The following is a 23,311-nucleotide window of genomic DNA, read 5'->3' as shown; positions in this document are numbered from 1 at the left end:
GTTATCAGACGAAGTCTGCGCACCACCCGTCAGGCGGTCACGGAACCTGTCCGAACGGATTGATGCCGAAAGGGAGTCGAGATCCGTCCGGCCCGCCGTCGGAGCCGCCGCCCGACTCGGGCACCGTGGTCTGCTGCTTGTCGACGATGCTGCCGAGCTTCACCTTCACGGTGCGCGCGTCCGACCCCGAGCCGACGGTGACCGGCACGGTTTCACCCGGCGCGTGCGTGAGCACCTGCGCCATCAGATCGGCATAGTCGGCGACGGGGGTGTCGCCGACCTTCGTGATCACGTCTCCGCGAGAGATACCGGCTTTCGCCGCCGGTCCGCCGTTCTCCACCGATGACACGGTCGCGCCGTCCTCGGCGCCGATTGACGACAGCGAACCCGACACGCCGAGAACGGGTTTGGTCGCCTCACCGTTCTGCAGCAGCTGGTTCGCGATGCGCTTGGCAGTGTTGATCGGGATGGCGAAACCGAGTCCGAAGGACTGAGGTCCGCCGCTGGCTGCCTGCCCGGTGTCGACGGCGGAGTTCACGGCGACCACCTGACCCTGCAGATTCACCAGGGGCCCACCGGAGTTGCCCGGGTTGATCGGGGTATCGGTCTGCAGGCCGTTGTACACCGTGACCGCCGAACCGCTTTCGTCGGCGGCGGTCACCGTGCGCGACAATGCGCTGATGATGCCAGAGGTGACGGTGTTGGTCAGGGCGTCCGGGCTACCGACGGCCACCACCTGCTCGCCGACCTGCAGCGCGTCCGAGTCGCCGAGCACCGCGGGGGTCAGTCCCGACGCACCGTCGAGCTTGATCACGGCGAGGTCGTACGACGGCGAACTGCCGGTGATCGTCGCGGAATGCTGCTTGCCGTCGCTGGTGGTGACCGTGATCTTGCTGGCGGAGCCGGCCCCGGCGACCACGTGGTGGTTGGTCAGGACGTATCCGTCCTGCGAGAGCACGATCCCGCTGCCCACGGCGGTTCCGCGGGCCGTCTGGACCTTGATGTCCGCCGCCGACCTCGACGCCACCTGCGCCGCGTAGGTCACCGACCCCGGCTTGACGTCGGCGGCGCTCACGGTGTTCGCCGGTTGCGAGCTCAGGGTCGGCGCCGAGGGACTGCCGTGCTGGTCGAGCAGGGCGCTGCCGCCGACTCCGATCGCGCCGCCGAGCAGGCCCGCCAGCAGGGCGGTGACGACGATCGGCTTCGTCACGCCGCCGACACGCGGAGGTGGACTCGCCGCGTGCGGCGAACCCGAATGCAGGCCGTCCCAGTGGGCATGCGGCGGTGGAGGACCACCGGGTGCGCCCAGCGGTTCAGTGGGGGTGTGGTCGGGGGACTGAGGTGCGCTCACAGCACCACAGTGCCGGGGCTTCTTGAGAGTAAGGCGGTGATTTCCTGCGAGTTTCCTGACAACTGGACGAGAGTGGCGATGACAGTCCCTGCCCGGAATCATCGGGTGCGAGATCGCGCGGAGCGACCATGATCATGGACGAAAGGAGAGCCATGATCGGCACGCTGAATGACCTGGTCGACTTCGTCGACCGGCACACCGACGAGACCGTCGACGTCTCCGGCTTCGCCCGGTCCCATGGGACGACTGAGTACCACCTGCGCCGGATGTTCGCCGCGCTCGCCGGAATTCCGTTCTCGGAGTACGTGCGTCGTCGTCGGATGACGCTCGCGGCAACCGATCTGGTGAGCAGTGACACCGGCCTGTTGGACATCGCCGTGCGCTACGGCTATTCCTCGGTCGAGGCGTTCGGCCGGGCATTCCGGTCGGTCCACGGTGCGTCCCCGGCGGACGTGCGGGTCCATGGCGGTCCTTTCGCAACACAAGCCGTACTCAGGTTCCGCCTGACCGTCGAAGGGAGCCGTCCGATGGACGTCACGATCACCGACCGACCCGCATTCGTACTCGCCGGGCACGCCGCACAGGTGCCGCTCATCTACCAGGGGGTCAATCCGCACATCCAGCAACACCTCGCGTCGATCGCCCCCGAGGAGCACGCTCGACTCAAGTCGCTCAACGACACCGAACCCGTCGGCATCCTCGCCGTCACCGACCAGAGCCGGCCCGACGCCCCGGAGGGAACACCGATCACGTACCTCCATGGTGTGGCCGTGCAGCAGGATTCGACGGTTCCGCCGGATCTGTCGACCATCGCGGTGGCTCCGGGTGCGTGGGCGACCTTCCGCTCGTCCGGGCCGTTCCCGGCGACCCTCCAGGAAACCTGGGCGGCAACGGCAACCGAGTGGTTCCCGTCGAACCCCTGGCGGTTACGTCCCGGGCCGACCTTCGTGCGCTACCTCGACTTGGGCGGAACCTACGCCGACGCGGAGATCTGGATGCCGATCGAGCGGGCGTGACCTGCGCGATTCATAGCTCGGAACCGCGCTGAGCGGGTTGGAGCCATGAAACGGGACTGGTCACCAGTTGTAGTCGAGGAACTTCCCGTCGAAGGTCACGACGACCCGGTCACCGCCCGGGTCGGCGCGACGCGAGATGTCGACCTTGAAGTTGATCGCGCTCATGATCCCGTCGCCGAACTCCTCGTGGATGAGTTCCTTGAGGGCGGGACCGTAGACGTCGAGGGCCTCGTAGAAGCGATAGATGGTGGGATCACTGGTCGCGGCCTCGTCCGGGGTGCGCGTCGGTTGCTGTCGCAGGCTCTCGGCGACGCCCTCGCCGAGACCGAGCATCTCGACGACCGCCGTGGCCTTGTCCGCGGGCACCGGGTGTTTTCCGAGGAGTGCCGCCACCGTCCACACCAGCGGCGCATCGATCTTGTCGGCGATGGTCGCCCAGGTGAGTCCCTGCCGGATCCGGGCCGCGACGATGAGGTCGGCGGCGTCGGACTTCGGCATGATCGGGGTGGTCATCGTGTCTCCTCGGTCGGCGCTGATGATGGCCCGTCGACGTGTGGAACTGGCGACGTCGCCGAATCCTGTTGGCACGTCGAGGGATACCTCCACCATGCACAGTTCCCGGCGGAATTCCAAGGTGCCGCTGGAACTCTTGCCAGATTTCACACGGGCGACACCGCGCCACGAGGAAGCGGTAATCCCCGAGAAACATCACCGCACCGAATCGCCCGGGAGAGGTCGATGTAACACCAGGACGTCCCGACGACACATCGTCGACATGTGGTCTCGATTCGATGGAGGCAAGAGACACGAATCGAAACGCTCGGGAGAATCTCTTGTCTTATGTGAATCCGTCCGAATTCGCGGTGAAGATGGTCGACGCCGGTGAGGCGAAGGTGTTCCTGTCCACCCGCGACACGATCATCCGCGCCTACATGGCGGGCGCGATCCTGGCGCTCGCGGCCGCATTCGCCGTGACTGTCACCGTCCGCACCGGAGAACCGCTGCTCGGGGCGCTGCTGTTCCCGGTCGGCTTCTGCCTCCTGTACCTGATGGGCTTCGACCTCCTCACCGGGGTGTTCACGCTCGTCCCGCTCGCACTGATCGACAAACGACGCGGTGTGACGGTCCGATCGATGTTGCGCAACTGGAGTTGGGTGTTCCTGGGGAACTTCCTGGGCGCCTTCACGGTCGCGGTGATGATGGCGGTGATCGTCACCTACGGCTTCAGCGTCGATCCTGACGAGATAGGGCAGCAGCTCGGTCACATCGGGGAGAGCCGCACCGTCGGTTACGCCGAACACGGGGCCGCGGGGATGCTGACGCTGTTCATCCGCGGGGTCCTGTGCAACTGGATGGTGTCCACCGGCGTCGTCGGGGCGATGATGTCGACGTCGTTGCCCGGCAAGGTCCTCGCCATGTGGATGCCGATCATGCTGTTCTTCTACATGGGATTCGAGCACTCGATCGTCAACATGTTCCTGTTCCCGTCCGGCTTGATGCTCGGTGGTGACTTCTCGATCGGCGACTACCTCGTCTGGAACGAGATCCCCACGGTGATCGGCAATCTCGTCGGCGGGCTCACCTTCGTCGGGCTGACGATCTACATCACCCATGCGCGCACCGCCGCCGACCGTCGGCCCGTCTCCCACGATGAGACGACCGAGGTCGACGTCGCTGCGCCCGCGGAGATCGAGGCCGTCAAGACGGTCTGACGGGAGTTCCGGTTCCCGGGGGCGTGGTCGACGACCCCGGGACCCGCTCGCCGTGGAGCGCCCGGGCGTACCAGGCCCCGAGCCCCAGCAGGATCAGGCCGGTCACGATGAAGACGAGGACCCGGAAGATCCCGTCGAGGGCGGCGAGGTCGAAGAGGAACAGTTTGGCCATCGCCGCGGCGACGAGCACCAGGCCTCCGGTGAGTGCGGCGGTGCGTTCGCCGCCGGTGCGGCGCCGGGCGAAAGCCAGTGTCGCGCCGGCGAGGACGACCCAGCAGGTGGTCGCGACGACATGGCCGCCGAGGAACCCGTCGGGACCGGCGATCAGGACCCCGGAGACCACGCTGATGGCGGTGACCGCGTACACCACGACCACGGCAGCAGCGCTGTAGGCCACGCGGGCGAGGTCGCCGGCGGTGAGTCGGGTCCACCCGACGGCGATCACGATGGCCCCCGCACCGGCGAGCAGGCTTCCGATCACGATCGACAGCGAGGCGTTCTCCTCGACGAGACGGGCCTGTGCGAGGACATAGGGCGGCATGTCGTCGAGCAGGGCCGCGAATCCGATGCCCCAGATCACGGTGCTCCCGCCCAGCAGGACCAGCGACGTCGCCGACCATGAACGGGCGACCAGAGCGGTCACCGTGGCGAGGCCCAGCATCGCGGAGACGGCCACCGGCCCGTCGAAGCACACGAGGATCGCAACGAACAGCACGACGAGCGAGGTCGCGGTCCAGATCTGCGCGACGACGTCGGGCAGCGGCCCGAGGCGTTCGGTCCGCACCACCGAGCAGATCACGGTGATGCCGATGACGAGCACGGCGACCGCGGCCTGCAGTGCGACCGCACCCGCGGTGTCCATCACCTCGCCGGCGAGCAGCACCGGAACCGTCGTCGCCGACGCCAGACCGGCGAGCACCGCACGGAAACGGGTGGTGGGCATCGCCACCAGCGCACCTGCGAAACCGAGGCCGATCACGACGAGTGTGGCACCGGCGAACTGGAATCCGGTGTGCGCGGTGTTCGTGCCGCCCAGTGCGGACAGGCCGACGACGGTGAGGGGGATGGTCGGGGCCGCCAGTCGCACCGTGTGCAACCAGATCCAGTCGCGGCGCCACTGCACCCACGCCGACGCCGCGGCGAGCACGATCATGAACGCGATCAGGGTCATGTCGAGGCCCCCGGTCAGCACCGGGCCGAGGACGATGAGGGGGACCACCACGAGGAGTCCGAGATGCTCACTGCGCCAGCGGTAGGCGAGGACCAGGCCGCCGGCGGCGACGGCGCCGGCGACCGCCAGACCCGCCACGACGGGCAGCCACTCGTAGATCTTGGTGGCCGCCAGGACGTCGAGGTACCCGGCCGCGATGCCCGTTACGGCCGTGGCGATCGCCCCGGCCCGCCCGCCTGGCTTGCGGCGCAACCAGATCGCGGTGGAGACGAGTGCAACCGCGAACATCGCGCCGCCCGCGACACGGAACTCCGGGCGCAGGATGCCGGCCTGGGCGGCCAGCACGAGCAGGAGGGCGATGCCGATCAGCGTGACGCCCACCCCGGCGGTGGCGAGGACCTTGCCGACCAGCCCCCGCTCGGCCGCTGCCGCGACCCGTTCGGACAGCGGGCGCGCGGGCGGACGCGGCGGCCGCGGAGCGCTCGGCGGTTGCGCCACCGGGGCGTACGCGGGATGCGGCCCCGGACGCGGAACCGGACGGGCGGGCGGCCCGAAGGAAAAGCTCCCATAGTTCGGCGGACGTCCGGGTGACGACCAGGCAGTCGGCGGCTGCTGCGCCATCGGCGTGGTCATCGGCGGCGTGGTCATCGGTGGAGTTGGCGCCGGAGGCGTAGGCGCCGAAGCCACGGTCGGTGGGATGAGGGGACTCGCCTGAGCCTGTTCCGCGGACTGCTGACCGGTCTGCGCGGCGGGGTTTTCGACGATCCGCCTCAGCTCGGCGAATTCGGCTGAGACCGTGGACATCTGGCGGGCGATGGCCTCGAACTCGGTGGAGATTCGCGCGAGTGTCGCGACCCCGGGCTCGCGTCCGAACATGCTGCTGGAAGTGGTCATGCACCGACCCTGTCCGCTCGCGCTCGACGGGACATGAGTAGTGCTACTCGGCGAGGTTGAGGGTTTCGTGCGGCGGGAGACGGGGGTATGCCTCCGGCATGAACGATGTGCACGATCCCACAGACCGCGGTCGGCAGGATGTGGAGAAGAGGTGGCAGGGCGCCGCCTGGTTCCTCTTCGCGTTGATGCTGGTGACGCTGTCGTTTCCGGCCATGGCCGCGTGACGACCGATGGATTGCCGGCCGGTGAGGTGAACGCCTGGAGGTGACTCGGGAGGGCCGGCCGACGAGGCTGGGGCATGATGTCTGCCATGTCGACCCCGTCGCGTACGAGCACGCTTGCCGTCGGCACCATGGTCCTGCTCACGGCCCTCTATTTCGCGCAGGGCCTGCCGTACGGGTTCTTCAGTCAGGCGGTGCCCGTCATCCTGCGGGAGGAGGGGTACTCGCTCACACAGATCAGCGTGTACGGATTGCTGTTCGCGCCGTGGGGCCTGAAGTTCTTGTGGGCGCCGTACGTCGACCGGTACGGGACACGACGCCGCTGGCTCCTGGCGATGCAGTTGACGTCCGCGACGATCGCGCTCGTCCTGGCCTGTCTCGACCTGTCCGGGACACTCGTCTGGTTGCTCGTCGGCATCGCGGTCATCAACCTGGTCTCCGCCACCCAGGACATCGCGACCGACGGACTGGCGGTGCAGAGCCTCGGACCCCGACAACGCGGCCTGGGCAACGGGATCCAGGTGGGCGCCTACCGGGTCGGCATGATCGTCGGGGGCGGCGGATTGTTGTGGCTCTTCTCGCTCGCGGGCTGGCGCAGTCTCTTCGTCGCGATGTCGGTGCTGCTCGTGGCGCTGACGCTGCCGGTGTGGTTTCTCGCCCGTACTCCCGCGGACACGACGACGACGCCGTCGGAGGACCGGGCGCATCGTTCGCGACCGTCGCCGGCACTGCTGCTGACGGACTGGCTCGCCAGGCTTCGACGTCCCGGAGTCCTCGTGTTCATCCTGGTCGTCGGGGCGTTCAAGTTCGGCAACTCGATGGGATCGGCACTCGTCGGGCCGTTCATGTCCGACGTCGGGCTCAGCCTGGGGCAGATCGCTCTCGTGGAAGGCGCGTTGTCCTCAGCCGGTGCGCTCGCCGGTGCGGCCCTCGGCGGTTGGCTGGCGTTCCGCTACGGCCGGCGGCCGGCACTGCTGTTCGGCGGTGTCACCCAAACCCTCAGTCTGGCGCTCTATCTGGCGGCCGCGGCGGGCGCCGGCGGGTTCTGGCTCGTGGTGACCGCGAGTCTGGCCGAACACATCCTCGGTGGGGCGGCAACCGTCGCGGTCTTCACCCTCATGATGGATGCGTGCGAGAAGGGCTACGAAGGAAGCGATTACACGCTGTTCGCCTGTGCGGTCGTCGGCGTCCAGGGTGCGGCCGGGTTCGTGGCGGGCGTCGTGGGTGATCTGTTCGGATTCCCGGCGCTGTTCGGGATTGCCCTGGTGCTCTCGGGCATCGGCGTCGTCGTGATGATCAGGGCACTCGACCGCGGCATGGGGCCCGCGTCGATCCAGGCGCTGCGGAGAGCGGGCCCGCGGATCAGCGACGACCTGGTATGAGTGTCGCCAGGGCGTCGTCGACGACCCGTTCGAGGTCGTCCCCGAGGCTGCCGGCGAGGAACTGCTGCGCCAGCTCGGCCATGGCCCCGGTGAAGACGGCCGCCCGCACCCGCCCGGTGAGCGGATCGACCTCCCGGGCGTCGGCCTCGGCGAAGGAGAGTTCGAAGAGCATCTCCTGCGTCGCGGCGCGTCGTTGCGCGAGTACGGGATTGGTGCGTGCCTCGGTGAACAGGATGCGGCCGCGACGGGGATCCTCGGAGGCGTGACCGAGGACCGCGAGCATGCCGGCGCGGGTCCGGGCACGGACGGAACGGCCGGCAGTCGTCATCGCGGCCTCGACCACCGTGCCCAGTTCGGCGGCCGTGGCGTCGTAGACGGCACCGAGGAGCTCGTCGGTGTCGGTGAAGCTCTCGTAGAAGTACCTGGTGTTGAAACCGCAGTGACGGCACACCGCGCGCACCGACAGCTCGGTCTCGGGTCCGTCGCCCCCGAAGATGTCGAAGGCCGCGGCGACGAGGATCGCTCGTCGCTCTGCGCGGCGGTCCTCCAGGGGAACGCCGGCCCACCGGGTCGGACTGGACATCGTTTCACCATAGACGGACCGCACCGGACCTGAGCCAGGTCTGGTCACATGTGTAACCAAAGCGTTAAAGTGGACACAACCGTGACCACACGGCGACCGTGCCGCACGGCGTCGCCGTATCGGCAGCCGGAGCCGGGACCAGCCCGCCCCCCGTGTGTCGGTACCGAGAAAGGACGACCGATGAACGTGCCTCTGGCGCCCGTACGATTGCCGTCGACCGAATGGGTTCCGCTGGACCTGCCGCACGAGATGCTCGGATCGTGGCTCAACGGCAAATTCGACGAGAACGTCCGCGCGAAGTTCTTCCGGGGGATGGAGTTCGAGAGTCCGGCCGGTGATCCCGGGTGGTTCGGTCCCGACAGTGCCACCTGGTACGTCCACTCCCACACGCCGGCGCTGATCTTCGGCCTGCAGTGCGCGTCGTACCTCGAACGTCTCGACCCCAGCATCTTCTGGATGGGGATGCACCACTCCCGTCTGGTCCGGCGGCGTGAGGATGGCACCCCGACCATGTCGATCGACCCCGACGGCGCCATGGCCCGCCTCGGGCACTCCCTGGCCTTCTTCATGGGGACCGCGTACGGATCGACGGACAGCGCTGAGCGACTGGCACGAACGGTGCGCGCCATGCACCACACGATCAAGGGGGTCCGCCCGGACGGCGCCACCTACGACGCCGACGACCCGGACTGGCTGCGATGGAACTACGCGACGGTCGTGTGGGGGTCGCGACGGCGCACGAGATCTACCACCCGCGCCCACTGCGCGGGGCCGAACTCGACCGGTACTACGGGGAGTTCGTGCGCGTGGGGCATTCGCTCGGTGGCACCGACCTGCCGGCCACCAAGGCGGAGACCCTGGAATGTCTCGAGTCGTATCTCCCGCGTCTCGCCCTCACACACGGCAACGCGATGGCCACGGGCGTCAACGTGAAGAATCCCGCGCAGGCGGCGGTGGACTGGGCGATCCGCGACACGATGCCCCGGTGGGCGAAACAGTTGATCTCCTATGTGCCGCCGAATCCGCTCGAGCGTCGGGCCCGGCGTTCGGCGGTCTGGACCATCATCAACTCGGCGCACCTGTCGATGGGGGAGGCTCCGGAGTTCGCCGCCGCGCGGCGTCCCGTCGCCGACGGTACCGATGTGCCGCACACCCTTCCGCGCTATGAACTCGGCTCCGACCCCGAGCTCAGTCGCGCAGAGGTCGAGGCTACCTTCTCCCACTAGGCTTCTTACCAGGCCACCACGCCCGCGGGCGGCACGTCCTAATCGATGTGCCGCCCTTCGGCTTTCAAAAGTCCATTCCCACAACAACATTCGCTTTCATGAACCGGGCGTGAGCCGCACTGGAGCGGAAACAGGGATTTCATCTCACGTCACGCCGGTGTAACAAAGTCAAAATACGTTTACCCCCCATACGCCAGATCGCTACCCGAGTAGCGGCGCGTATGTCATCGGGGGGTCACCCGGCGCGCAGGTGCGCCGGGTATCTGTCACGGCCCCGCCCGAGCCGACCTGAGACGTATTGAGAAAGGCCTCCGGATGCCGTTTGATTCTTTGCCGTCCGCCGTCACCCCCACACGCCGTCGGCGGTACGGCATCCTCATCCCCGCGGCACTGTCCGCCGTCGCACTCGCGCTGAGCGCCTGTGGCAGTTCGGCCAGTGAGGACTCGGCTTCGAGCGCCGAGTCCTGCGTCGACACCTCGGGCGACACCATCAAGGTCGGCTCGCTGAACTCGCTGTCGGGCACGATGGCGATCTCCGAGGTCACCGTGCGCGACTCGATCAAGCTGGCCGTCGACCAGATCAACGACGACGGCGGCGTGCTGGGCAAGCAGATCCAGCTCATCGGTGAGGACGGTGCGTCCGAGCCCACCATCTTCGCCGAGAAGGCCGAGAAGCTGATCTCGAGCGACTGTGTCGCAGCGGTGTTCGGCGGTTGGACGTCGTCGAGCCGCAAGGCCATGCTCCCGGTCTTCGAGGACAACAACTCGCTGCTGTACTACCCGGTGCAATACGAGGGACTCGAGTCGTCGAAGAACATCTTCTACACCGGCGCCACCACCAATCAGCAGATCGTGCCGGCGCTGGAGTACCTGAAGGAGAAGGGCGTCGAGTCCCTCTACCTGGTGGGCAGCGACTACGTGTTCCCGCAGACGGCCAACCGGATCATCAAGGCCTACGCCGCGGCCAACGGCATCGAGATCAAGGGTGAGGACTACACCCCGCTCGGTTCGACCGACTTCTCGACCATCGTCAACAAGGTCCGCACCGCCGACGCCGACGCCGTGTTCAACACTCTCAACGGCGACTCCAACGTGGCCTTCTTCCGTGAGTACAAGAACGTCGGTCTGACCCCGCAGGCGATGCCGGTGGTGTCGGTCTCGATCGCCGAGGAAGAGGTCGGCGGCATCGGTGTCGAGAACATCGAGGGCCAGCTGGTCGCGTGGGACTACTACCAGACGATCGACAACCCGACGAACAAGTCCTTCGTCACGGACTACAAGGCGGCCTACGGCGCCAACAAGCCCACCTCCGATCCCATGGAGGCCGCCTATGTCTCGGTCTACCTGTGGAAGAACACCGTCGAGAAGGCGAACTCGTTCGCGGTTGCCGACGTCCAGAAGGCTGCCGGCGGAGTCACTTTCGAGGCCCCGGAGGGTCTGGTGACCATCGACGGCGAGAACAACCACATCACCAAGACCGCCCGCATCGGTGAGATCCGCGGCGACGGTCTCATCTACACGGTGTGGGATTCGGGCCAGCCGATCGAGCCGGACCCGTACCTCAAGTCCTACCCGTGGGCCGAGGGTCTCAGCAGCTGACACGACGTGACCCGTCTCGAGCCGCGCGCTCGAGGCGGGTCACGCCTGTGCCCTCACCGACACCCACGACGAACGGATGGTGACGTGGAAACCGTTATCGGACAGCTCTTCACCGGGCTCAGTCTTGGCTCGATCCTGCTGTTGGCAGCACTGGGCCTGTCCCTGACCTTCGGTCAGATGGGCGTGATCAACATGGCCCACGGGTCGTTCATCATGGCCGGCTCCTACACCGCGTACTCGGTCCAGGAGTATCTGATCTCGAATGCCGGTGTGTCCCTGATCGTCTCACTCTTCATCGGCTTCCTCGTCGGCGGTCTCATGGGTGTGCTGCTCGAGGTCACCCTCATCAAACGCATGTACGACCGACCCCTCGACACCCTGCTGGTGACGTTCGGCGTCGGACTCATCCTGCAGCAGCTCGCCCGCGACATCTTCGGTGCGCCCGCGGTCGACGTGACCGCGCCGCCGTGGCTGTCGGGCGGTGTCGACATCCTCGGTGCGGTGGTTCCCAAGACCCGCCTGTTCATCATGCTGCTGGCCGTCATCGCCGTGGTCGCGATCGCCGTCACGATGAAGTACACCCCGATGGGGCGTCGCATCCGTGCCGTCGTGCAACACCGCGACCTGGCGGAGACCAGTGGGATCTCCAGCCGCACCACGGACATCACGACCTTCTTCATCGGCTCGGGACTGGCCGGCGTCGCCGGTGTGGCGCTGACCCTCATCGGTTCGACCAGTTCGAACACCGGCATGACCTATCTGATCGACGCCTTCCTCGTGGTCGTCATCGGCGGCCTGGGCCAGATCAAGGGCGCGGTCATCGCGGCCATCGCCCTGGGCATCCTGAACTCGTTCATCGAATACAACACGACCGCATCGGTGGCCAAGGTCGCCGTGTTCGTGATCATCGTGATCTTCCTGCAGATCCGCCCCCAGGGCCTGTTCACGGTCCAGTCGAGGAGTCTCGTGTGAAGGACTATTTCAGCGGTCACTGGAAGACCTACGCCGGATTCGCCGTCGCGGCGGTGCTCCTGTTCGGAGTCGCGCCGGCGGTGCTCTCCGATTTCCGGCTCAACCTGCTCGGCAAGTTCCTGTGCTTCGGCATCGTGGCCGTCGGTATCGGTCTGGCCTGGGGTCGCGGCGGCATGCTGACCCTCGGTCAGGGTGTGTACTTCGGACTCGGCGCCTACATCATGGCGATGCATCTGAAGATCGCCGACGCGGAACTCCGCGGCGACGACGTCCCGGACTTCATGCAGATCGCCGGCATCCGGGAACTGCCCGGATACTGGAAGCCGTTCGCGTCGCCGGTGGTGACGATCCTCGGCATCCTGTTCGTGCCCACCGTGATCGCCGTCCTGCTCGGCCTGGGTGTGTTCAAGCGGAAGGTGAAGGGCGCCTACTTCGCGATCCTGTCGCAGGCGCTGGCCGCGGCTTTCGCGATCCTGCTCATCGGACAGCAGAGCACCGGTGGCAGCAATGGGCTCAACCGTTTCCGCAGCTTCTTCGGTCTCGCACTCAACGACCCGGTCAACCGGCAGTTGCTGTTCTTCATCGCGGCGGGCACCCTGCTCGTGGTCGTCGCACTCACCCGGCAGCTGATGTACAGCCGCTACGGCGAGCTGCTCGTCGCGGTGCGTGACCAGGAAGAGCGCGTTCGCTTCCTGGGCTACGACCCGGCGAACGTCAAGGTCGTCGCCTACGCGATCGCGGCACTGTTCGCGAGCATCGCCGGCGCCCTGTTCGTGCCGATCGTCGGCATCATCTCGCCCGCCGACGTCGGGATCGTCCCGTCGATCGCCTTTCTCATCGGCGTCGCGATCGGTGGGCGCACCACACTGCTCGGTCCGGTCCTGGGCGCGATCGCGGTCGCCTGGGCGCAGACCAGCCTGTCGGAGAACTTCCCGTCCGGATGGACCTACGCCCAGGGCGTTCTGTTCATCGTCGTCGTCGGCTTCTTCCCGGCCGGACTCGCCGGACTCGGCGCGGTGTTCCGGTGGCGTCGTCAGCGACCGGCCGATCCGTCGCCCACCGGTGACATCGACGAGCACACCACCAGCAAGGTAGGAGCCTCCTCATGAGCGGCACCGAGACGAGCACGATGGAACCGGTCGCCGGCGGCAACGCCGGAATGGAGAGCGACTACCTTCAGGTGCGCGGCCTCAGCGTCGAGTTCGACGGTTTCAAGGCCGTATCCAATGTGGATCTGACACTGCTGCAAGGAGATCTGCGCTTCCTGATCGGTCCCAACGGCGCGGGCAAGACGACCATCATCGACGCGATCACCGGCCTCGTCAAACCCACCGGCTCGATCCAGAAGTCGGGTGTGGAACTCGTCGGCAGGAAGGTGCACCAGATCGCGCGCCTCGGCGTCGGCCGGACCTTCCAGACCGCCAGCGTGTTCGAGGAACTGAGCGTGCTGCAGAATCTCGACATCGCCGCCGGGGCGGGACGGTCGGTGTGGTCCATGCTGCGCCGCCGGCCCGCGGAGATCCCTGAGGGGATAGCCGAAGTCCTGGAGACCATCGGCCTGCAGGACCTGCGCGACACCCCCGCCGGTGTGCTCGCGCACGGGCAGAAACAGTGGCTGGAGATCGGCATGCTGCTGGTGCAGAACGCCTCGGTGCTGCTGCTCGACGAACCGGTCGCCGGGATGAGCCACGAGGAGCGCGAGGAGACCGGAAACCTGTTGCGCCGCATCGGTGGTGAGCGGACAGTCGTGGTCGTCGAACACGACATGGACTTCATGCGGGCGTTCGCGACGTCGGTGACGGTGCTCGCCCGTGGCCAGGTGCTGGCCGAGGGCAGTGTCGCCGAGGTGCAGGCCAATCCGAAGGTCCAGGAGGTCTACCTCGGAACCGCCGCCGGCGGTGAGGAACTCGAGGAGATCGCCGCCGAATCAGCGGACGGACCCACCGCGTCGACCGAGAAGAAGGGCTGAGGGGAGATGCTGAAACTCTCCGGAGTGCATGCCGGATATGGCCGGACTGAGGTCCTCCACGGGGTCGACATCGAGGTGCCCACCGACGGTGTCGTCGCGGTGATGGGCCACAACGGCGCCGGCAAGACCACGCTGCTGCGTGCCGCCGTCGGCCTCGTCAAGACCACCCGGGGCTCCATCACCTTCGACGATGTCGACATCACCAAGGCTCGTCCGAGCTCGCGGGTGAAGCACGGCATCGCCTATGTCCCGCAGGGACAGCAGAGCTTCGGTCACCTGACCACCGCGGAGAACCTGCAGGTGGTGGCCGACGGCCGCAAACGTGGCAAGGAACTCATCGCCGAGATGCTCGACATGTTCCCGGCACTGAAAGAACTGCTCGGTCGACGTGCAGGTCTGCTGTCGGGTGGCCAGCGTCAGCAACTCGCGATCGCCCGGGCCCTCATCACCGAACCGCGCATGCTCATCCTCGACGAACCCACCGAGGGCATCCAGCCCTCGGTGGTCGCCGAGATCGAACAGACCATCACCACCCTCACCCGGCGAGGCGGGCTCGGCGTGCTGCTCGTCGAGCAGCACATCGGATTCGCTCTCGAAGCGGCGCAACAGTATTACGTCCTCGAGAGCGGCCGGGTCACCTCGTCGGGCGAGGGCGGTACGGCTGCCGAGGCCACCGTGCGCGAGGCCATGACGATCTGACCGCGACCCACACGAAGGAGCGGATCACACACCTTTCACGTTGAGCAGCTGGGTCAGCACGGCCTCGACCTCGACCAGGTCCCGGGCGTCGTCCATGATCTGGTCGATCGGCTTGTAGGCGTCCGGGATCTCGTCGATCCACTCCGCGCCGTGCCGGTACTCGATCCCGGTCATCGCCGCTGCGAGATCGTCGAGGGTGAACAGCTTCTTGGCCTTGCTCCGCGAGAACCGCCGGCCCGCACCGTGAGGTGCGGAGAACAATCCCGACTCGTTCCCGAGCCCGCGCACCACATACGACTTGGTGCCCATCGATCCCGGGATGAGACCGTGGGTCCCGGTGCTCGCGTCGATGGCCCCCTTACGGGTGAGCCACACCGCCCGGTCCGCGATCTCCACTTTCTCGGTGTAGTTGTGGTGACAGTTGATCCGACGCACCTCCATCACGGCTGCCGGACGAAACGAGTTGTCTCCCAACCATTCGCCGAACACCTGAGGAACCGGTCCATCATCTCGGCCCGGTTCTCGAAGGCGAACCGCTGTGCCCACCGCAACTCCCGGATGTAGTCTCCGAACTCCGGTGTTCCGGCGGCGAGATGAGCAAGGTCGGGGTGGGCGAGCGGGATGTGCCGACGCCTGCACTGCTCCTGGGCGATCTTGATGTGCTTCTGCGCGATCTTGTTGCCGACGCCACGGCTGCCCGAGTGCAGGAACAACCAGATACTTCCCGTGCCATCGCCCTCGATCTGCTCGCACAACTCGATGAAGTGGTTGCCGCCGCCGAGTGAACCCAGCTGTTCGCGCCACTTCGGGGAGTGGGACAGGTCGACGTTCTTCTCCGCTGCGGCCTTATCCAGCTCGGCGATCCGGGACGCGGTGTGCGGGTAGAGGACGGCCTTGTTGTAGTTGCCCGGTGACAGCGGGATCGTCGACTCGACGCGACGCCGCAGGTCGGCGAGGTCGAAGCCGGCGATGTCGTCCTTGCCGATGGAGGTCTGCACGCCGATCATCCCGCAGCCGATGTCGACGCCGACCGCGGCCGGGATCACGGCGTCGATGGTCGGGATGACCGTGCCGACCGCGGATCCCTTGCCCGCGTGGGCGTCGGGCATGAGCGCGACGTGCGGATGGATGAACGGCAGTGTCGAGATCCCGTGCGCCTGCGACCGCGTCGTGTCGTCGAGGATCGAGGCGAAGCTGAGTACCTTCGGTGCGATCATCTCGGGCATTGTGTTCCCTACGAGAGATGGACCGCGATCTCCGGTCCGAGGGTGTGCGGTGCGTGGAGGGGGAGACGGTCGCCGCTCCAGAACCGGCCCGGGTCGAACCAGTTGGAGCCCTTGGTGGTGTCGAGAATGCCCATGTCGCGGTAGGTGATCGCGACGACCTCGGCGCAATACGCGGCTTCGAGGCTCACCGGCTCCGGCGCCGAGACCTCGTGCTGCCGTTGGTCACGACGTTCCCGGACCTTGCGATCGAGGTAGGGGATGCCGCGCACCAGGTCGACGGAGTTGGGGATACGACCACGGAACCATCGTCCGGCGAGACGTGCGGTGGTCGGTAACGGGGTGCCGTCGAGTCGCGCGATCACCTTGAGCAGATGGTCTTCCTGCTCCCTGGTGACCTCGGGACTGAGCTGACGAATCCAGCACGCCTGCTCGTACCGCACCATCCACTGTTCGACGGCCTCGCGCGCATCGTGCAGCTGGACGCCGCGGTGGTTCGACCCGGTCCAGACGTCGGTGAGTTTGTCGCCGAGTTCGGCGTGCCAGAGGAGCGGCGGCAGATCGTCGATGCAGACAGCCATCGCGACATGGTTCACCGGCGCGTTGGTGAGGGTGCGGATGGCGCGGTCGGGGCCTGAATCGCCGCGGAACAGCCAGACGTCGCCGGTGCGGGTGGCCTCGAGCGCTGTGGTCAGCGAGACGCCGCCGGACTCGCCGGCGAGGTCGGCGCGGCGCGGTTTTCTCCTGGTGGGCACCTCAGCAGGGTAGAGCCTCGTCGGCCCTCGCAGCCATCGGTGGCGGTGACGATCGTTCCGATGCGACTTATCCTGCCCCCATGAGGAATCTGTGGAAGTGGCTCGGCCTCGCCGGTGCCGTCGGCGTGACGACCGGCGGGGTGCTGATCGCGCGGGACCAGCGGCAGCGCAACGCCTACTCGGCCGACGATGTCCGCGAACGTCTGCATCGACGCCTGGCGGAGGCCGACACCGCAGGTGGCGGAGACGAACGATCCTGAGGACACTGGTGGGCGAGGTCGGCCCCGCGGTCGGCCGGGCAAAGCCGAACCACAGATAGGGAACACCATGAGCGACAACAGCGGATTCGGCGGCGGACCGTTCAACTTCGGCCCGGAGGACTTCGACCGGTTCGCGCGTGAGGCGGGAGAGGGCCTGCGCGACGTCTTCGGGAAGCTCTTCGAGGGTCAGGCCGGTCCCGGAGCGTTCTCGATGTTCTTCGACGAGGCGGCCCGAGGCCGCACCCGGACGCAGCCGCGTCCGGAGACAGCCGGTGAGACCGGATCGGGTGTGTGGGCCGTGTTCGTCGTCGACGAGGACGGCGGGGCCCGCGTCGAGCAGGTCTATGCCACCGAACTCGATGCGCTACGTGCCAACAAGAACAACACCGACCCGCGTCGCAAGGTGCGCTTCCTGCCGTATGGCATCGCGGTCAGTGCTCTCGACGAGGCGCTCGACGCGGAACCGGGTGACGACGAGAAATCGGACTGAGCGCGGTCGGGGAAACGCATGAGGCCGGTGAGTCCGAGGTGGACTCACCGGCCTCATGGTTTCGGTGATGCAGTCACGGCACCTGAGGCGCCGGTACTGCTATCAGAGGTTCGCGCCGCAGGTCGGCCACGCGCCGGGGCCCTGGGTGGCGAGGACGTTCTCCGCAACGCGGATCTGCTCCTCACGCGAGGCGTCTGCCGGGTTACCGGTGCCACCGTTGGCCTGCCAGGTGCTCATCGAGAACTGCAGGCCGCCGTAGTAGCCGTTGCCGGTGTTGATGGACCAGTCGCCACCGCTCTCGCACTGGGCGACAGCGTCCCAGTTGCCGGAGTCGGCCGAGGCGGTGGACGCCAGCATGCCGAACGGTGCTGCGGTGAGTGCGCCGACGACAGCGGCACGGGCGACGAGCTTGGTCGTATGCGTCTTGGTCATTCGCATGGTCTTCGTTCCTCCTATCACCACCCGGGGTTGGCAAGGTGGTTGATTTCGGACCGGGGCCGACCATACGGCTTGGTAACGTTAAGGTCACGTCATCCTCGTGACCTGCGGGATTTTGGTAACGCACGGATAACGGTGTTAGCTTTGGGGTAAAAGCCCAGCGCACCGCGGCATTCCGCGGAGGGGCGCGGAGCCCGGTGTTCGGACGCGTTCGATGACGAAGGTCACACACAAAATGTGGTGCGGACCACTTGCTCGCGGGGTGTTTGCGCGACTAGGGACGCCGTCTCACGGCGATGCGTCCACCGCCTGCAGGGGCGTAGGCGACGCCCCGCGAGAACCAGCGCTCCGCGCGGTCGTCGGTCGGGAGCAGCTCGAAGTCGCTCAGCACGGTCCGGAGCACCACGTCCATCTCCATCGTCGCGAAAGCGGCGCCGATGCAGCGCCGGGTCCCGCCGCCGAAGGGCAACCAGGCCGCTGGCGGCGCGGTGCCCAGGAAGCGGGTCGGATCGAACCGTTCCGGATTGCCGAACTCACGGCTGTCGGCGTGGAGCAGGGCGATGGAGACCATTACGTTGTATCCACGCGGGATGCGCCAGCGGCCGAGTTCGAGGTGGTCGGCGACCACGTGCCGGGCGGCGAAGTCGATGACGGGACGGCTGCGCTGGGTCTCGAGAATGGTCGCGTGCCGGTACTCGGTGCCGCCGGCGTCGACCTCGGTGACGAGTTCGGCCAGGGCGTCGGGGTGGCGACGGAGGCGTTCGAAAGCCCACGCGAGAGTCGTGCCCGTGGTCTCGTGACCCGCGGCCAGCATGGTGAGCAGCTCGTCGCCGATCTCCTCGTCGTCCATGCCCGTGCCGTCCTCATAGGTGCTGCGCAGCATCAGGGCGAGGATGTCGTCACGCTCTTCCAGGCGTGAGTCGTTGCGCGACTTGGTGATCAGGTCGCCGATGTAGGTCTTGTACTCCGCATGCATGCGGCGGTAGCGGTGGTTGGGATCGAGTGCCCGCAGGGCGTGGGGGAGATTCGGGAAGGTGGCCGCGCGCGAACCGGTGACGACCATCGGCGGGATCATCCTGCGTAGATTCTCGAGGTCCTTGCCCTGAGCGCCGAACACCGCCCGCAGGATCACGTTCAGCGTGATCCGCATCATCGGCTCCATCGAGGCGAACTCGGTCCCGTTCGGCCAGGTCGCCGCCTCGGTCCGGACCTCTTCCTCGACGATCTGCTCGTAGGTCTTCATCCGCTTGCCGTGCAGCGGCGGGGTCAGCAGTTTGCGGCGGGCGCGATGCTGCCTGCCCTCGAGGGAGAAGATCGACCCGGTGCCCAGGATGCGACCCAGGTTGGGCTGGACGTTGATGACCTTGTCGCCTGCGGTGAACAGTTCGCGCGCGAGCGCGGCGTCGGAGATGACGACGGCCGGGCCGAAGACGGGCAGTTTCACCGTGAAGGCCGAACCGTGCCGTCGGTGGAGGAGACCGAAGAAGTGTCTCCGGGAGGTGACCGCGGCGACGCCCTGCACAGCCGTCGGTAGGCGGGTGGCGGGCGGCAGGATCGCGTTGCCACTCATGACAGGTGTGCTCATCGGGAGTCGAGGCCTTCCGGAGGAGGGTGGTACGTCGGCGTACCAGTGACGGTACGCGGGGGTATCAGGCAGGGCAAGAGGCTTATGCTCGCTGCGTGAACTCGCATCTGTGGCCGGAAGGCGCGTCGTCGACGCGGGAACGGCTCCTGGCGGCGATGCTCGACTGTGTGGCCGGGTCGGGATACCGCGAGACCACCGTCGCCGATGTCGTCCGTGTGGCGCAGACCTCGCGGCGCTCCTTCTATCAGGAGTTCACCGACAAGCAGGACTGCTTTTTCACGCTGCTGCGGACCACCAACACGTTCATGATCTCCGAGATCGCGGCTGCGATAGATCGCGCAGCGACCCCGGAAGTGCAGGTGCGGCAGGCGGTTTCAGCCTATGTTCGCACCGGGGAAGGGTACCCCGGCCTCACGCTCAGCTGGATTCGCGAATTGCCGGCCCTGGGCCGGGAGGCGAAGTCGGTGAAGGACGAGGCGATGGAGGACTGGATCAGGTTGTTCGTCAGCCTGACATCCACCCCGGAGATGGTCGCCGCGGGCGTGTCGCCGATCAGCCGGGAGCGGGCGGTGTTCCTGTGGGGCGGGGTGCGCGAGCTGACCGCCGACGCCGTGGAATCGGGCGCGCCGCTGTCGGAGATCATCGAACCCGCGACAGCGGCATGCCTCGCCCTGATCAGAGCCGGCGGAAGCTAGCTGTTCTTCCCAGGGAGGTTGTGGACGGCGAGTCGCTCGATGGGTGATTTGCCGTCGATGCCTGTGTGGGGTCTGTGGTGATTGTAGTGATGAACCCAGTCCTGGTAGGTCTGGGCGCGGGCCTCTGTGGTTCCCCCGGAATCGTGGAGGACTCCTCTATGCGGCTTCGGGCTCGGTGACTGCGGTGTTCTCGTAGTCGACCGGACTCATCATCCCGATCGCGCTGTGGCGACGCTGGTGATTGTAGAAGCCGTAGCACCACTCCAACACGACCGCCTGCGCCTCCATGATAGTATGGAACTCGTTGCGTGACAACACTTCCCACTCCAAAGAAGAGAAGAATGCCTCCGCTGCGGCGTTGTCGAAACACGATCCGACCCGGCCCATCGACTGCCGGATACCCATCTTCTGGCACAGCCTGGTGAACCGTTTCGCGGTGTACGTCGACCCACGATCGGTGTGGAAAATCAGCTTCTGCGCATCGTCATCACGCCATATCGCCTGCATACCGCCCCGCGTGGCGACCGCCATCTCGATCGCCGCACACGCCAACGCTGCATCCGGGTGACGACTGGTGGCCGCCCCCAGCAGGCGGCGACTGTAGAGGTCGATGACCGTGGCCAGATACAGCTTGCCCGCCGCGGTCGGGATCTCGGTGATGTCGCCGACCCACCGCTGATCGGGGCACTGTGCGGTGAAATCGCGACCCAACAAATCGGGGAACTTCGGGGCGGTCTTGTCCTGACGGGTCAGCCCGTTGCGCCGGCGGATCCGCCGCGCGACCAGGCCCTGACGACACATCGAATCAGCGACAGTCTTCTCGGTCACCGTCCACCCGTCAGCACGCAGATCCGCATGCAGGCGCGGTGACCCGTGCAGGCCGCGGGCCTTGTCGAACGCCACCGCCACGGCCCGGTCGATGGTGTCCCGGCGATAGTCGCGGGTGGTGTGCAAACCCGTTGCCGCACCCGGCGATTGGGTCCGCTTATGCCATTTGTAGAACCACGCCTCGCTGACCCCGAGCAGCCGGCAGGACACCGCGTGTGGCACCCGATAGTTGGTCCTCTGGTCGGCGATAAAGCGTGCCACGCTCACTTCGTCGCCTCCTTCACCCACAGGACCACTGATCGCTTGAGGACATCACGCTCCATGCGCAGCTCGGCGACCTCGTCACGCAACCGTTTGAGCTCAGCAGCGTCATCAACGGTCAGCTCGCCGCGGCCCTCCCGCTCGGCGCGCGCCCGGTTGACCCAGTTACCCAAGGTGCCCTCGTTGACCCCCAGGTCTCGAGCGACCTGGGCGATCGGCTTACCTGTCTCCTCGACGATCCGGACCGCCCCATCACGAAACTCCCGGTCGTACTTCTTCCGCTTCTCTGGCATCGTGCTCCTCATTATCGATGCCTCTACGGTTCGGGGGGAACCTCACTCGTCTGACAGGTAGGTCTGGGCGTAGGCCCATTCCTGGTTCAGCGTCCGGTTGAATCGTTCGACTTTGCCATTGGTTTGTGGTCGGTACGGACGGGTACGTTTGTGCGTGATCTCGGGACCCAGGGTTTGCTTGAAAAGGTGTGAGCGGTAGCAGGATCGAGCAATGATCAGAACCTGTGGATGACCCTCGGTGAGGGGGCGTTGAAAGTGGGCGCACCTTCCCGAGGATGATCTGAATATCCGAAGGTCCGATCATGAGCCGGCGTTGGCGCGCTGGTTCGGGAAGGTACGCCCATGCTCACCGTAGTTCACGATGCCACCGAGGCCACTGAAAGCACCGGCGGTGCCGGTCGGTCGTTATTGGACGAGATCGTCCGCGACGGCGCCCGGCAGATGCTGGCTGCAGCACTCAAAGCCGAGGTCGCCGCCTACGTGGCCCAGTTCGCCGACCAGCTCGATGAGGACGGCCATCGGTTGGTGGTCCGCAACGGCTACCACCAGCCGCGTGAGGTGCTGACCGCGGCCGGCGCGGTCAAGGTGAAGGCGCCGCGGGTCAACGACCGCCGCGTGGACCCCGATACCGGTGTGCGGCAGCGGTTTTCCTCGGCGATCCTGCCGGCGTGGGCACGTAAGTCTCCGCAGATGAGTGAGGTGTTGCCGCTGCTGTACCTGCATGGGCTGTCCAGCGGCGACTTCACTGCGGCGTTGGAGCAGTTCCTCGGCTCGGGTGCGGGGTTGTCGGCCTCGACGATCACCCGGCTGACCGCGCAGTGGCAGGACGAAGCCGCGGCGTTCGGGCGCCGTGATCTGTCCGGTACCGACTACGTCTACCTGTGGGTCGACGGCATCCACCTCAAGGTGCGCCTGGAGCAGACCAAACTGTGCCTGCTGGTGATGATTGGCGTGCGTACTGATGGCCGCAAGGAGCTGGTGGCGATCACCGACGGGTATCGGGAGTCCACCGAGTCGTGGGCCGACCTGCTACGCGACTGCAAACGCCGCGGGATGACTGCCCCGGTGCTGGCCGTGGGCGATGGCGCCCTCGGGTTCTGGAAGGCGGTCCGCGAAGTGTTCCCAGCGACCCGTGAGCAGCGGTGCTGGTTTCACAAGCAGGCCAATGTCCTTGCCGCACTGCCTAAGTCGGCACATCCGTCGGCGTTGGCGGCGATCAAGGATATCTACAACGCCGAGGACATCGACAAGGCACAGGTCGCGGTCAAGGCATTCGAGGTCGACTTCGGCGCCAAATACCCCAAGGCCGTCGCCAAGATCACCGACGACCTTGACACCCTGCTTGAGTTCTACAAGTACCCGGCCGAGCATTGGATTCACCTGCGCACGACCAACCCGATCGAAAGCACTTTCGCCACGGTGCGACTTCGGACCAAGGTCACCAAGGGGCCTGGATCACGCGCGGCCGGGATTGCCATGGCCTACAAGCTGATAGACGCCGCACAAGCCCGCTGGCGGGCCGTCAACGCCCCGCATCTGGTCGCCCTGGTCCGTGCCGGCGCGGTCTTCCACAAAGGCAAACTGCTCGAACGGCCCACCGACATCACCCCACCGCAACCGCCTTCAAACGGTGACGAGCGCACCGGAACGGAGGTCGCCTGAAACACCCCGATCCACAGGTCTTGACA

Annotated in this window: 22 protein-coding genes and 4 pseudogenes; 14 read left to right on the top strand and 12 right to left on the bottom strand. The window is 66.7% G+C overall.

Going from position 1 to position 23,311, the window contains the following annotated elements; translation table 11 throughout:
• Positions 1-37 precede the first annotated feature (37 nt).
• Positions 38-1,351, bottom strand: a complete 1,314-nt coding sequence (locus GAA2_RS16830) for a S1C family serine protease (RefSeq protein ID WP_096274282.1) — start codon at positions 1,349-1,351, stop codon at positions 38-40.
• 152 nt (positions 1,352-1,503) lie between these two features.
• On the opposite strand from GAA2_RS16830, the gene GAA2_RS16825 reads away from it, so the two are divergent.
• Positions 1,504-2,367 (top strand): AraC family transcriptional regulator, encoded by an 864-nt coding sequence (locus tag GAA2_RS16825; RefSeq protein WP_006435934.1) that lies wholly within the window; start codon positions 1,504-1,506, stop codon positions 2,365-2,367.
• A 60-nt stretch (positions 2,368-2,427) separates the two neighbouring features.
• Here the strand turns inward: GAA2_RS16825 and cynS are convergent, their stop codons facing one another.
• On the bottom strand, positions 2,428-2,880 hold the full coding sequence (gene cynS / locus GAA2_RS16820; RefSeq protein ID WP_006435935.1) for a cyanase: 453 nt from the start codon (positions 2,878-2,880) through the stop codon (positions 2,428-2,430).
• Between the two features lie 320 nt (positions 2,881-3,200).
• On the opposite strand from cynS, the gene GAA2_RS16815 reads away from it, so the two are divergent.
• Positions 3,201-4,079 (top strand): formate/nitrite transporter family protein, encoded by an 879-nt coding sequence (locus GAA2_RS16815; protein WP_006435936.1) that lies wholly within the window; start codon positions 3,201-3,203, stop codon positions 4,077-4,079.
• On the opposite strand, the gene GAA2_RS16810 is transcribed toward GAA2_RS16815, so the two are convergent.
• Positions 4,066-6,144, bottom strand: coding sequence for a DUF2339 domain-containing protein (locus GAA2_RS16810; protein ID WP_191834467.1), 2,079 nt, complete (start codon positions 6,142-6,144; stop codon positions 4,066-4,068). The genes GAA2_RS16815 and GAA2_RS16810 overlap by 14 nt on opposite strands.
• 98 nt (positions 6,145-6,242) lie before the next feature.
• On the opposite strand from GAA2_RS16810, the gene GAA2_RS23245 reads away from it, so the two are divergent.
• Both GAA2_RS23245 and GAA2_RS16805 read left to right on the top strand, forming a co-directional pair.
• A complete protein-coding gene (locus GAA2_RS23245; RefSeq protein WP_255219186.1) occupies positions 6,243-6,368 on the top strand; it encodes a hypothetical protein in 126 nt (41 codons plus the stop codon).
• Between the two features lie 86 nt (positions 6,369-6,454).
• Complete coding sequence (locus GAA2_RS16805) at positions 6,455-7,747, top strand: MFS transporter (RefSeq protein ID WP_159405335.1); 1,293 nt, start codon at positions 6,455-6,457, stop codon at positions 7,745-7,747.
• On the opposite strand, the gene GAA2_RS16800 is transcribed toward GAA2_RS16805, so the two are convergent.
• Positions 7,728-8,330, bottom strand: a complete 603-nt coding sequence (locus GAA2_RS16800) for a TetR/AcrR family transcriptional regulator (protein WP_006435939.1) — start codon at positions 8,328-8,330, stop codon at positions 7,728-7,730. The genes GAA2_RS16805 and GAA2_RS16800 overlap by 20 nt on opposite strands.
• A gap of 180 nt (positions 8,331-8,510) precedes the next feature.
• On the opposite strand from GAA2_RS16800, the pseudogene GAA2_RS16795 reads away from it, so the two are divergent.
• The 6 genes and pseudogenes from GAA2_RS16795 to urtE all read left to right on the top strand — a co-directional run bounded on the left by GAA2_RS16795 (position 8,511) and on the right by urtE (position 14,795).
• Positions 8,511-9,556, top strand: a pseudogene (locus GAA2_RS16795) (oxygenase MpaB family protein).
• A 315-nt stretch (positions 9,557-9,871) separates the two neighbouring features.
• Positions 9,872-11,155 (top strand): urea ABC transporter substrate-binding protein, encoded by a 1,284-nt coding sequence (urtA, locus tag GAA2_RS16790; RefSeq protein WP_191834466.1) that lies wholly within the window; start codon positions 9,872-9,874, stop codon positions 11,153-11,155.
• A gap of 84 nt (positions 11,156-11,239) precedes the next feature.
• The gene (gene urtB / locus GAA2_RS16785; RefSeq protein ID WP_006435943.1) at positions 11,240-12,127 is read left to right on the top strand and encodes an urea ABC transporter permease subunit UrtB; all 888 of its coding nucleotides are present in this window, start codon (positions 11,240-11,242) and stop codon (positions 12,125-12,127) included.
• Positions 12,124-13,236, top strand: a complete 1,113-nt coding sequence (gene urtC / locus GAA2_RS16780; RefSeq protein WP_006435944.1) for an urea ABC transporter permease subunit UrtC — start codon at positions 12,124-12,126, stop codon at positions 13,234-13,236. Before urtB ends, urtC begins: the two co-directional genes overlap by 4 nt.
• Complete coding sequence (gene urtD / locus GAA2_RS16775; protein ID WP_182155785.1) at positions 13,233-14,096, top strand: urea ABC transporter ATP-binding protein UrtD; 864 nt, start codon at positions 13,233-13,235, stop codon at positions 14,094-14,096. Before urtC ends, urtD begins: the two co-directional genes overlap by 4 nt.
• A gap of 6 nt (positions 14,097-14,102) precedes the next feature.
• A complete protein-coding gene (gene urtE / locus GAA2_RS16770; protein ID WP_006435946.1) occupies positions 14,103-14,795 on the top strand; it encodes an urea ABC transporter ATP-binding subunit UrtE in 693 nt (230 codons plus the stop codon).
• 24 nt (positions 14,796-14,819) lie between these two features.
• Here the strand turns inward: urtE and GAA2_RS16765 are convergent.
• Positions 14,820-16,021, bottom strand: a pseudogene (locus tag GAA2_RS16765) (RtcB family protein).
• An 8-nt stretch (positions 16,022-16,029) separates the two neighbouring features.
• Positions 16,030-16,773, bottom strand: a complete 744-nt coding sequence (locus GAA2_RS16760; protein WP_182155783.1) for a guanylate cyclase — start codon at positions 16,771-16,773, stop codon at positions 16,030-16,032.
• Positions 16,774-16,853: 80 nt separating this feature from the next.
• Between GAA2_RS16760 and GAA2_RS16755 the strand changes: the two genes are divergently transcribed.
• Both GAA2_RS16755 and GAA2_RS16750 read left to right on the top strand, forming a co-directional pair.
• Positions 16,854-17,033, top strand: a complete 180-nt coding sequence (locus tag GAA2_RS16755) for a hypothetical protein (RefSeq protein ID WP_006435950.1) — start codon at positions 16,854-16,856, stop codon at positions 17,031-17,033.
• A gap of 67 nt (positions 17,034-17,100) precedes the next feature.
• Positions 17,101-17,523, top strand: coding sequence for a hypothetical protein (locus GAA2_RS16750; RefSeq protein WP_006435951.1), 423 nt, complete (start codon positions 17,101-17,103; stop codon positions 17,521-17,523).
• Positions 17,524-17,625: 102 nt separating this feature from the next.
• Here the strand turns inward: GAA2_RS16750 and GAA2_RS16745 are convergent, their stop codons facing one another.
• Together GAA2_RS16745 and GAA2_RS16740 are read right to left on the bottom strand one after the other, a co-directional pair.
• Positions 17,626-17,961 carry a transglycosylase family protein gene (locus tag GAA2_RS16745; protein ID WP_182155781.1) on the bottom strand — a complete coding sequence of 112 codons (336 nt, stop codon included), beginning with the start codon at positions 17,959-17,961 and terminating at the stop codon, positions 17,626-17,628.
• A gap of 274 nt (positions 17,962-18,235) precedes the next feature.
• Positions 18,236-19,546: a cytochrome P450 gene (locus tag GAA2_RS16740; RefSeq protein ID WP_182155779.1), complete on the bottom strand. Its 1,311-nt coding sequence runs from the start codon at positions 19,544-19,546 to the stop codon at positions 18,236-18,238.
• A gap of 95 nt (positions 19,547-19,641) precedes the next feature.
• On the opposite strand from GAA2_RS16740, the gene GAA2_RS16735 reads away from it, so the two are divergent.
• Positions 19,642-20,241, top strand: coding sequence for a TetR/AcrR family transcriptional regulator (locus tag GAA2_RS16735; RefSeq protein ID WP_238063834.1), 600 nt, complete (start codon positions 19,642-19,644; stop codon positions 20,239-20,241).
• Here the strand turns inward: GAA2_RS16735 and GAA2_RS16730 are convergent.
• The 4 genes and pseudogenes from GAA2_RS16730 to GAA2_RS16715 form a co-directional block, all read right to left on the bottom strand.
• Positions 20,238-20,360: pseudogene (locus GAA2_RS16730) on the bottom strand (integrase core domain-containing protein); the annotation flags it as partial. The gene GAA2_RS16735 and the pseudogene GAA2_RS16730 overlap by 4 nt on opposite strands.
• Positions 20,361-20,397: 37 nt before the next feature.
• Complete coding sequence (locus GAA2_RS16725) at positions 20,398-21,336, bottom strand: IS3 family transposase (protein WP_020169777.1); 939 nt, start codon at positions 21,334-21,336, stop codon at positions 20,398-20,400.
• On the bottom strand, positions 21,333-21,623 hold the full coding sequence (locus GAA2_RS16720; RefSeq protein WP_005195137.1) for a transposase: 291 nt from the start codon (positions 21,621-21,623) through the stop codon (positions 21,333-21,335). The genes GAA2_RS16725 and GAA2_RS16720 overlap by 4 nt, the downstream gene beginning before the upstream one ends.
• A gap of 48 nt (positions 21,624-21,671) precedes the next feature.
• A pseudogene (locus GAA2_RS16715) lies at positions 21,672-21,827 on the bottom strand (integrase core domain-containing protein); the annotation flags it as partial.
• Between the two features lie 138 nt (positions 21,828-21,965).
• On the opposite strand from GAA2_RS16715, the gene GAA2_RS16710 reads away from it, so the two are divergent.
• Positions 21,966-23,285, top strand: a complete 1,320-nt coding sequence (locus GAA2_RS16710; protein ID WP_006438912.1) for an IS256 family transposase — start codon at positions 21,966-21,968, stop codon at positions 23,283-23,285.
• The last annotated feature ends 26 nt before the right edge of the window (positions 23,286-23,311 follow it).

It is taken from the genome of Gordonia ajococcus (genome assembly GCF_012974285.1).
GTDB lineage: Bacteria > Actinomycetota > Actinomycetes > Mycobacteriales > Mycobacteriaceae > Gordonia > Gordonia amicalis.
This window is presented reverse-complemented; position numbering and strand designations above follow the sequence as displayed.

Excerpts from the sequence above, each read along its gene's own strand:
- GAA2_RS16825 (WP_006435934.1), top strand. The coding sequence starts at position 1,504 with ATGATCGGCACGCTGAATGACCTGGTCGACTTCGTCGACCGGCACACC.
- cynS (WP_006435935.1), bottom strand. The coding sequence starts at position 2,880 with ATGACCACCCCGATCATGCCGAAGTCCGACGCCGCCGACCTCATCGTC.
- GAA2_RS16810 (WP_191834467.1), bottom strand. The coding sequence starts at position 6,144 with ATGACCACTTCCAGCAGCATGTTCGGACGCGAGCCCGGGGTCGCGACA.
- GAA2_RS23245 (WP_255219186.1), top strand. The coding sequence starts at position 6,243 with ATGAACGATGTGCACGATCCCACAGACCGCGGTCGGCAGGATGTGGAG.
- GAA2_RS16805 (WP_159405335.1), top strand. The coding sequence starts at position 6,455 with ATGTCGACCCCGTCGCGTACGAGCACGCTTGCCGTCGGCACCATGGTC.
- GAA2_RS16800 (WP_006435939.1), bottom strand. The coding sequence starts at position 8,330 with ATGTCCAGTCCGACCCGGTGGGCCGGCGTTCCCCTGGAGGACCGCCGC.
- urtA (WP_191834466.1), top strand. The coding sequence starts at position 9,872 with ATGCCGTTTGATTCTTTGCCGTCCGCCGTCACCCCCACACGCCGTCGG.
- urtD (WP_182155785.1), top strand. The coding sequence starts at position 13,233 with ATGAGCGGCACCGAGACGAGCACGATGGAACCGGTCGCCGGCGGCAAC.
- urtE (WP_006435946.1), top strand. The coding sequence starts at position 14,103 with ATGCTGAAACTCTCCGGAGTGCATGCCGGATATGGCCGGACTGAGGTC.
- GAA2_RS16755 (WP_006435950.1), top strand. The coding sequence starts at position 16,854 with ATGAGGAATCTGTGGAAGTGGCTCGGCCTCGCCGGTGCCGTCGGCGTG.
- GAA2_RS16750 (WP_006435951.1), top strand. The coding sequence starts at position 17,101 with ATGAGCGACAACAGCGGATTCGGCGGCGGACCGTTCAACTTCGGCCCG.
- GAA2_RS16745 (WP_182155781.1), bottom strand. The coding sequence starts at position 17,961 with ATGCGAATGACCAAGACGCATACGACCAAGCTCGTCGCCCGTGCCGCT.
- GAA2_RS16740 (WP_182155779.1), bottom strand. The coding sequence starts at position 19,546 with ATGAGCACACCTGTCATGAGTGGCAACGCGATCCTGCCGCCCGCCACC.
- GAA2_RS16720 (WP_005195137.1), bottom strand. The coding sequence starts at position 21,623 with ATGCCAGAGAAGCGGAAGAAGTACGACCGGGAGTTTCGTGATGGGGCG.
- GAA2_RS16710 (WP_006438912.1), top strand. The coding sequence starts at position 21,966 with ATGCTCACCGTAGTTCACGATGCCACCGAGGCCACTGAAAGCACCGGC.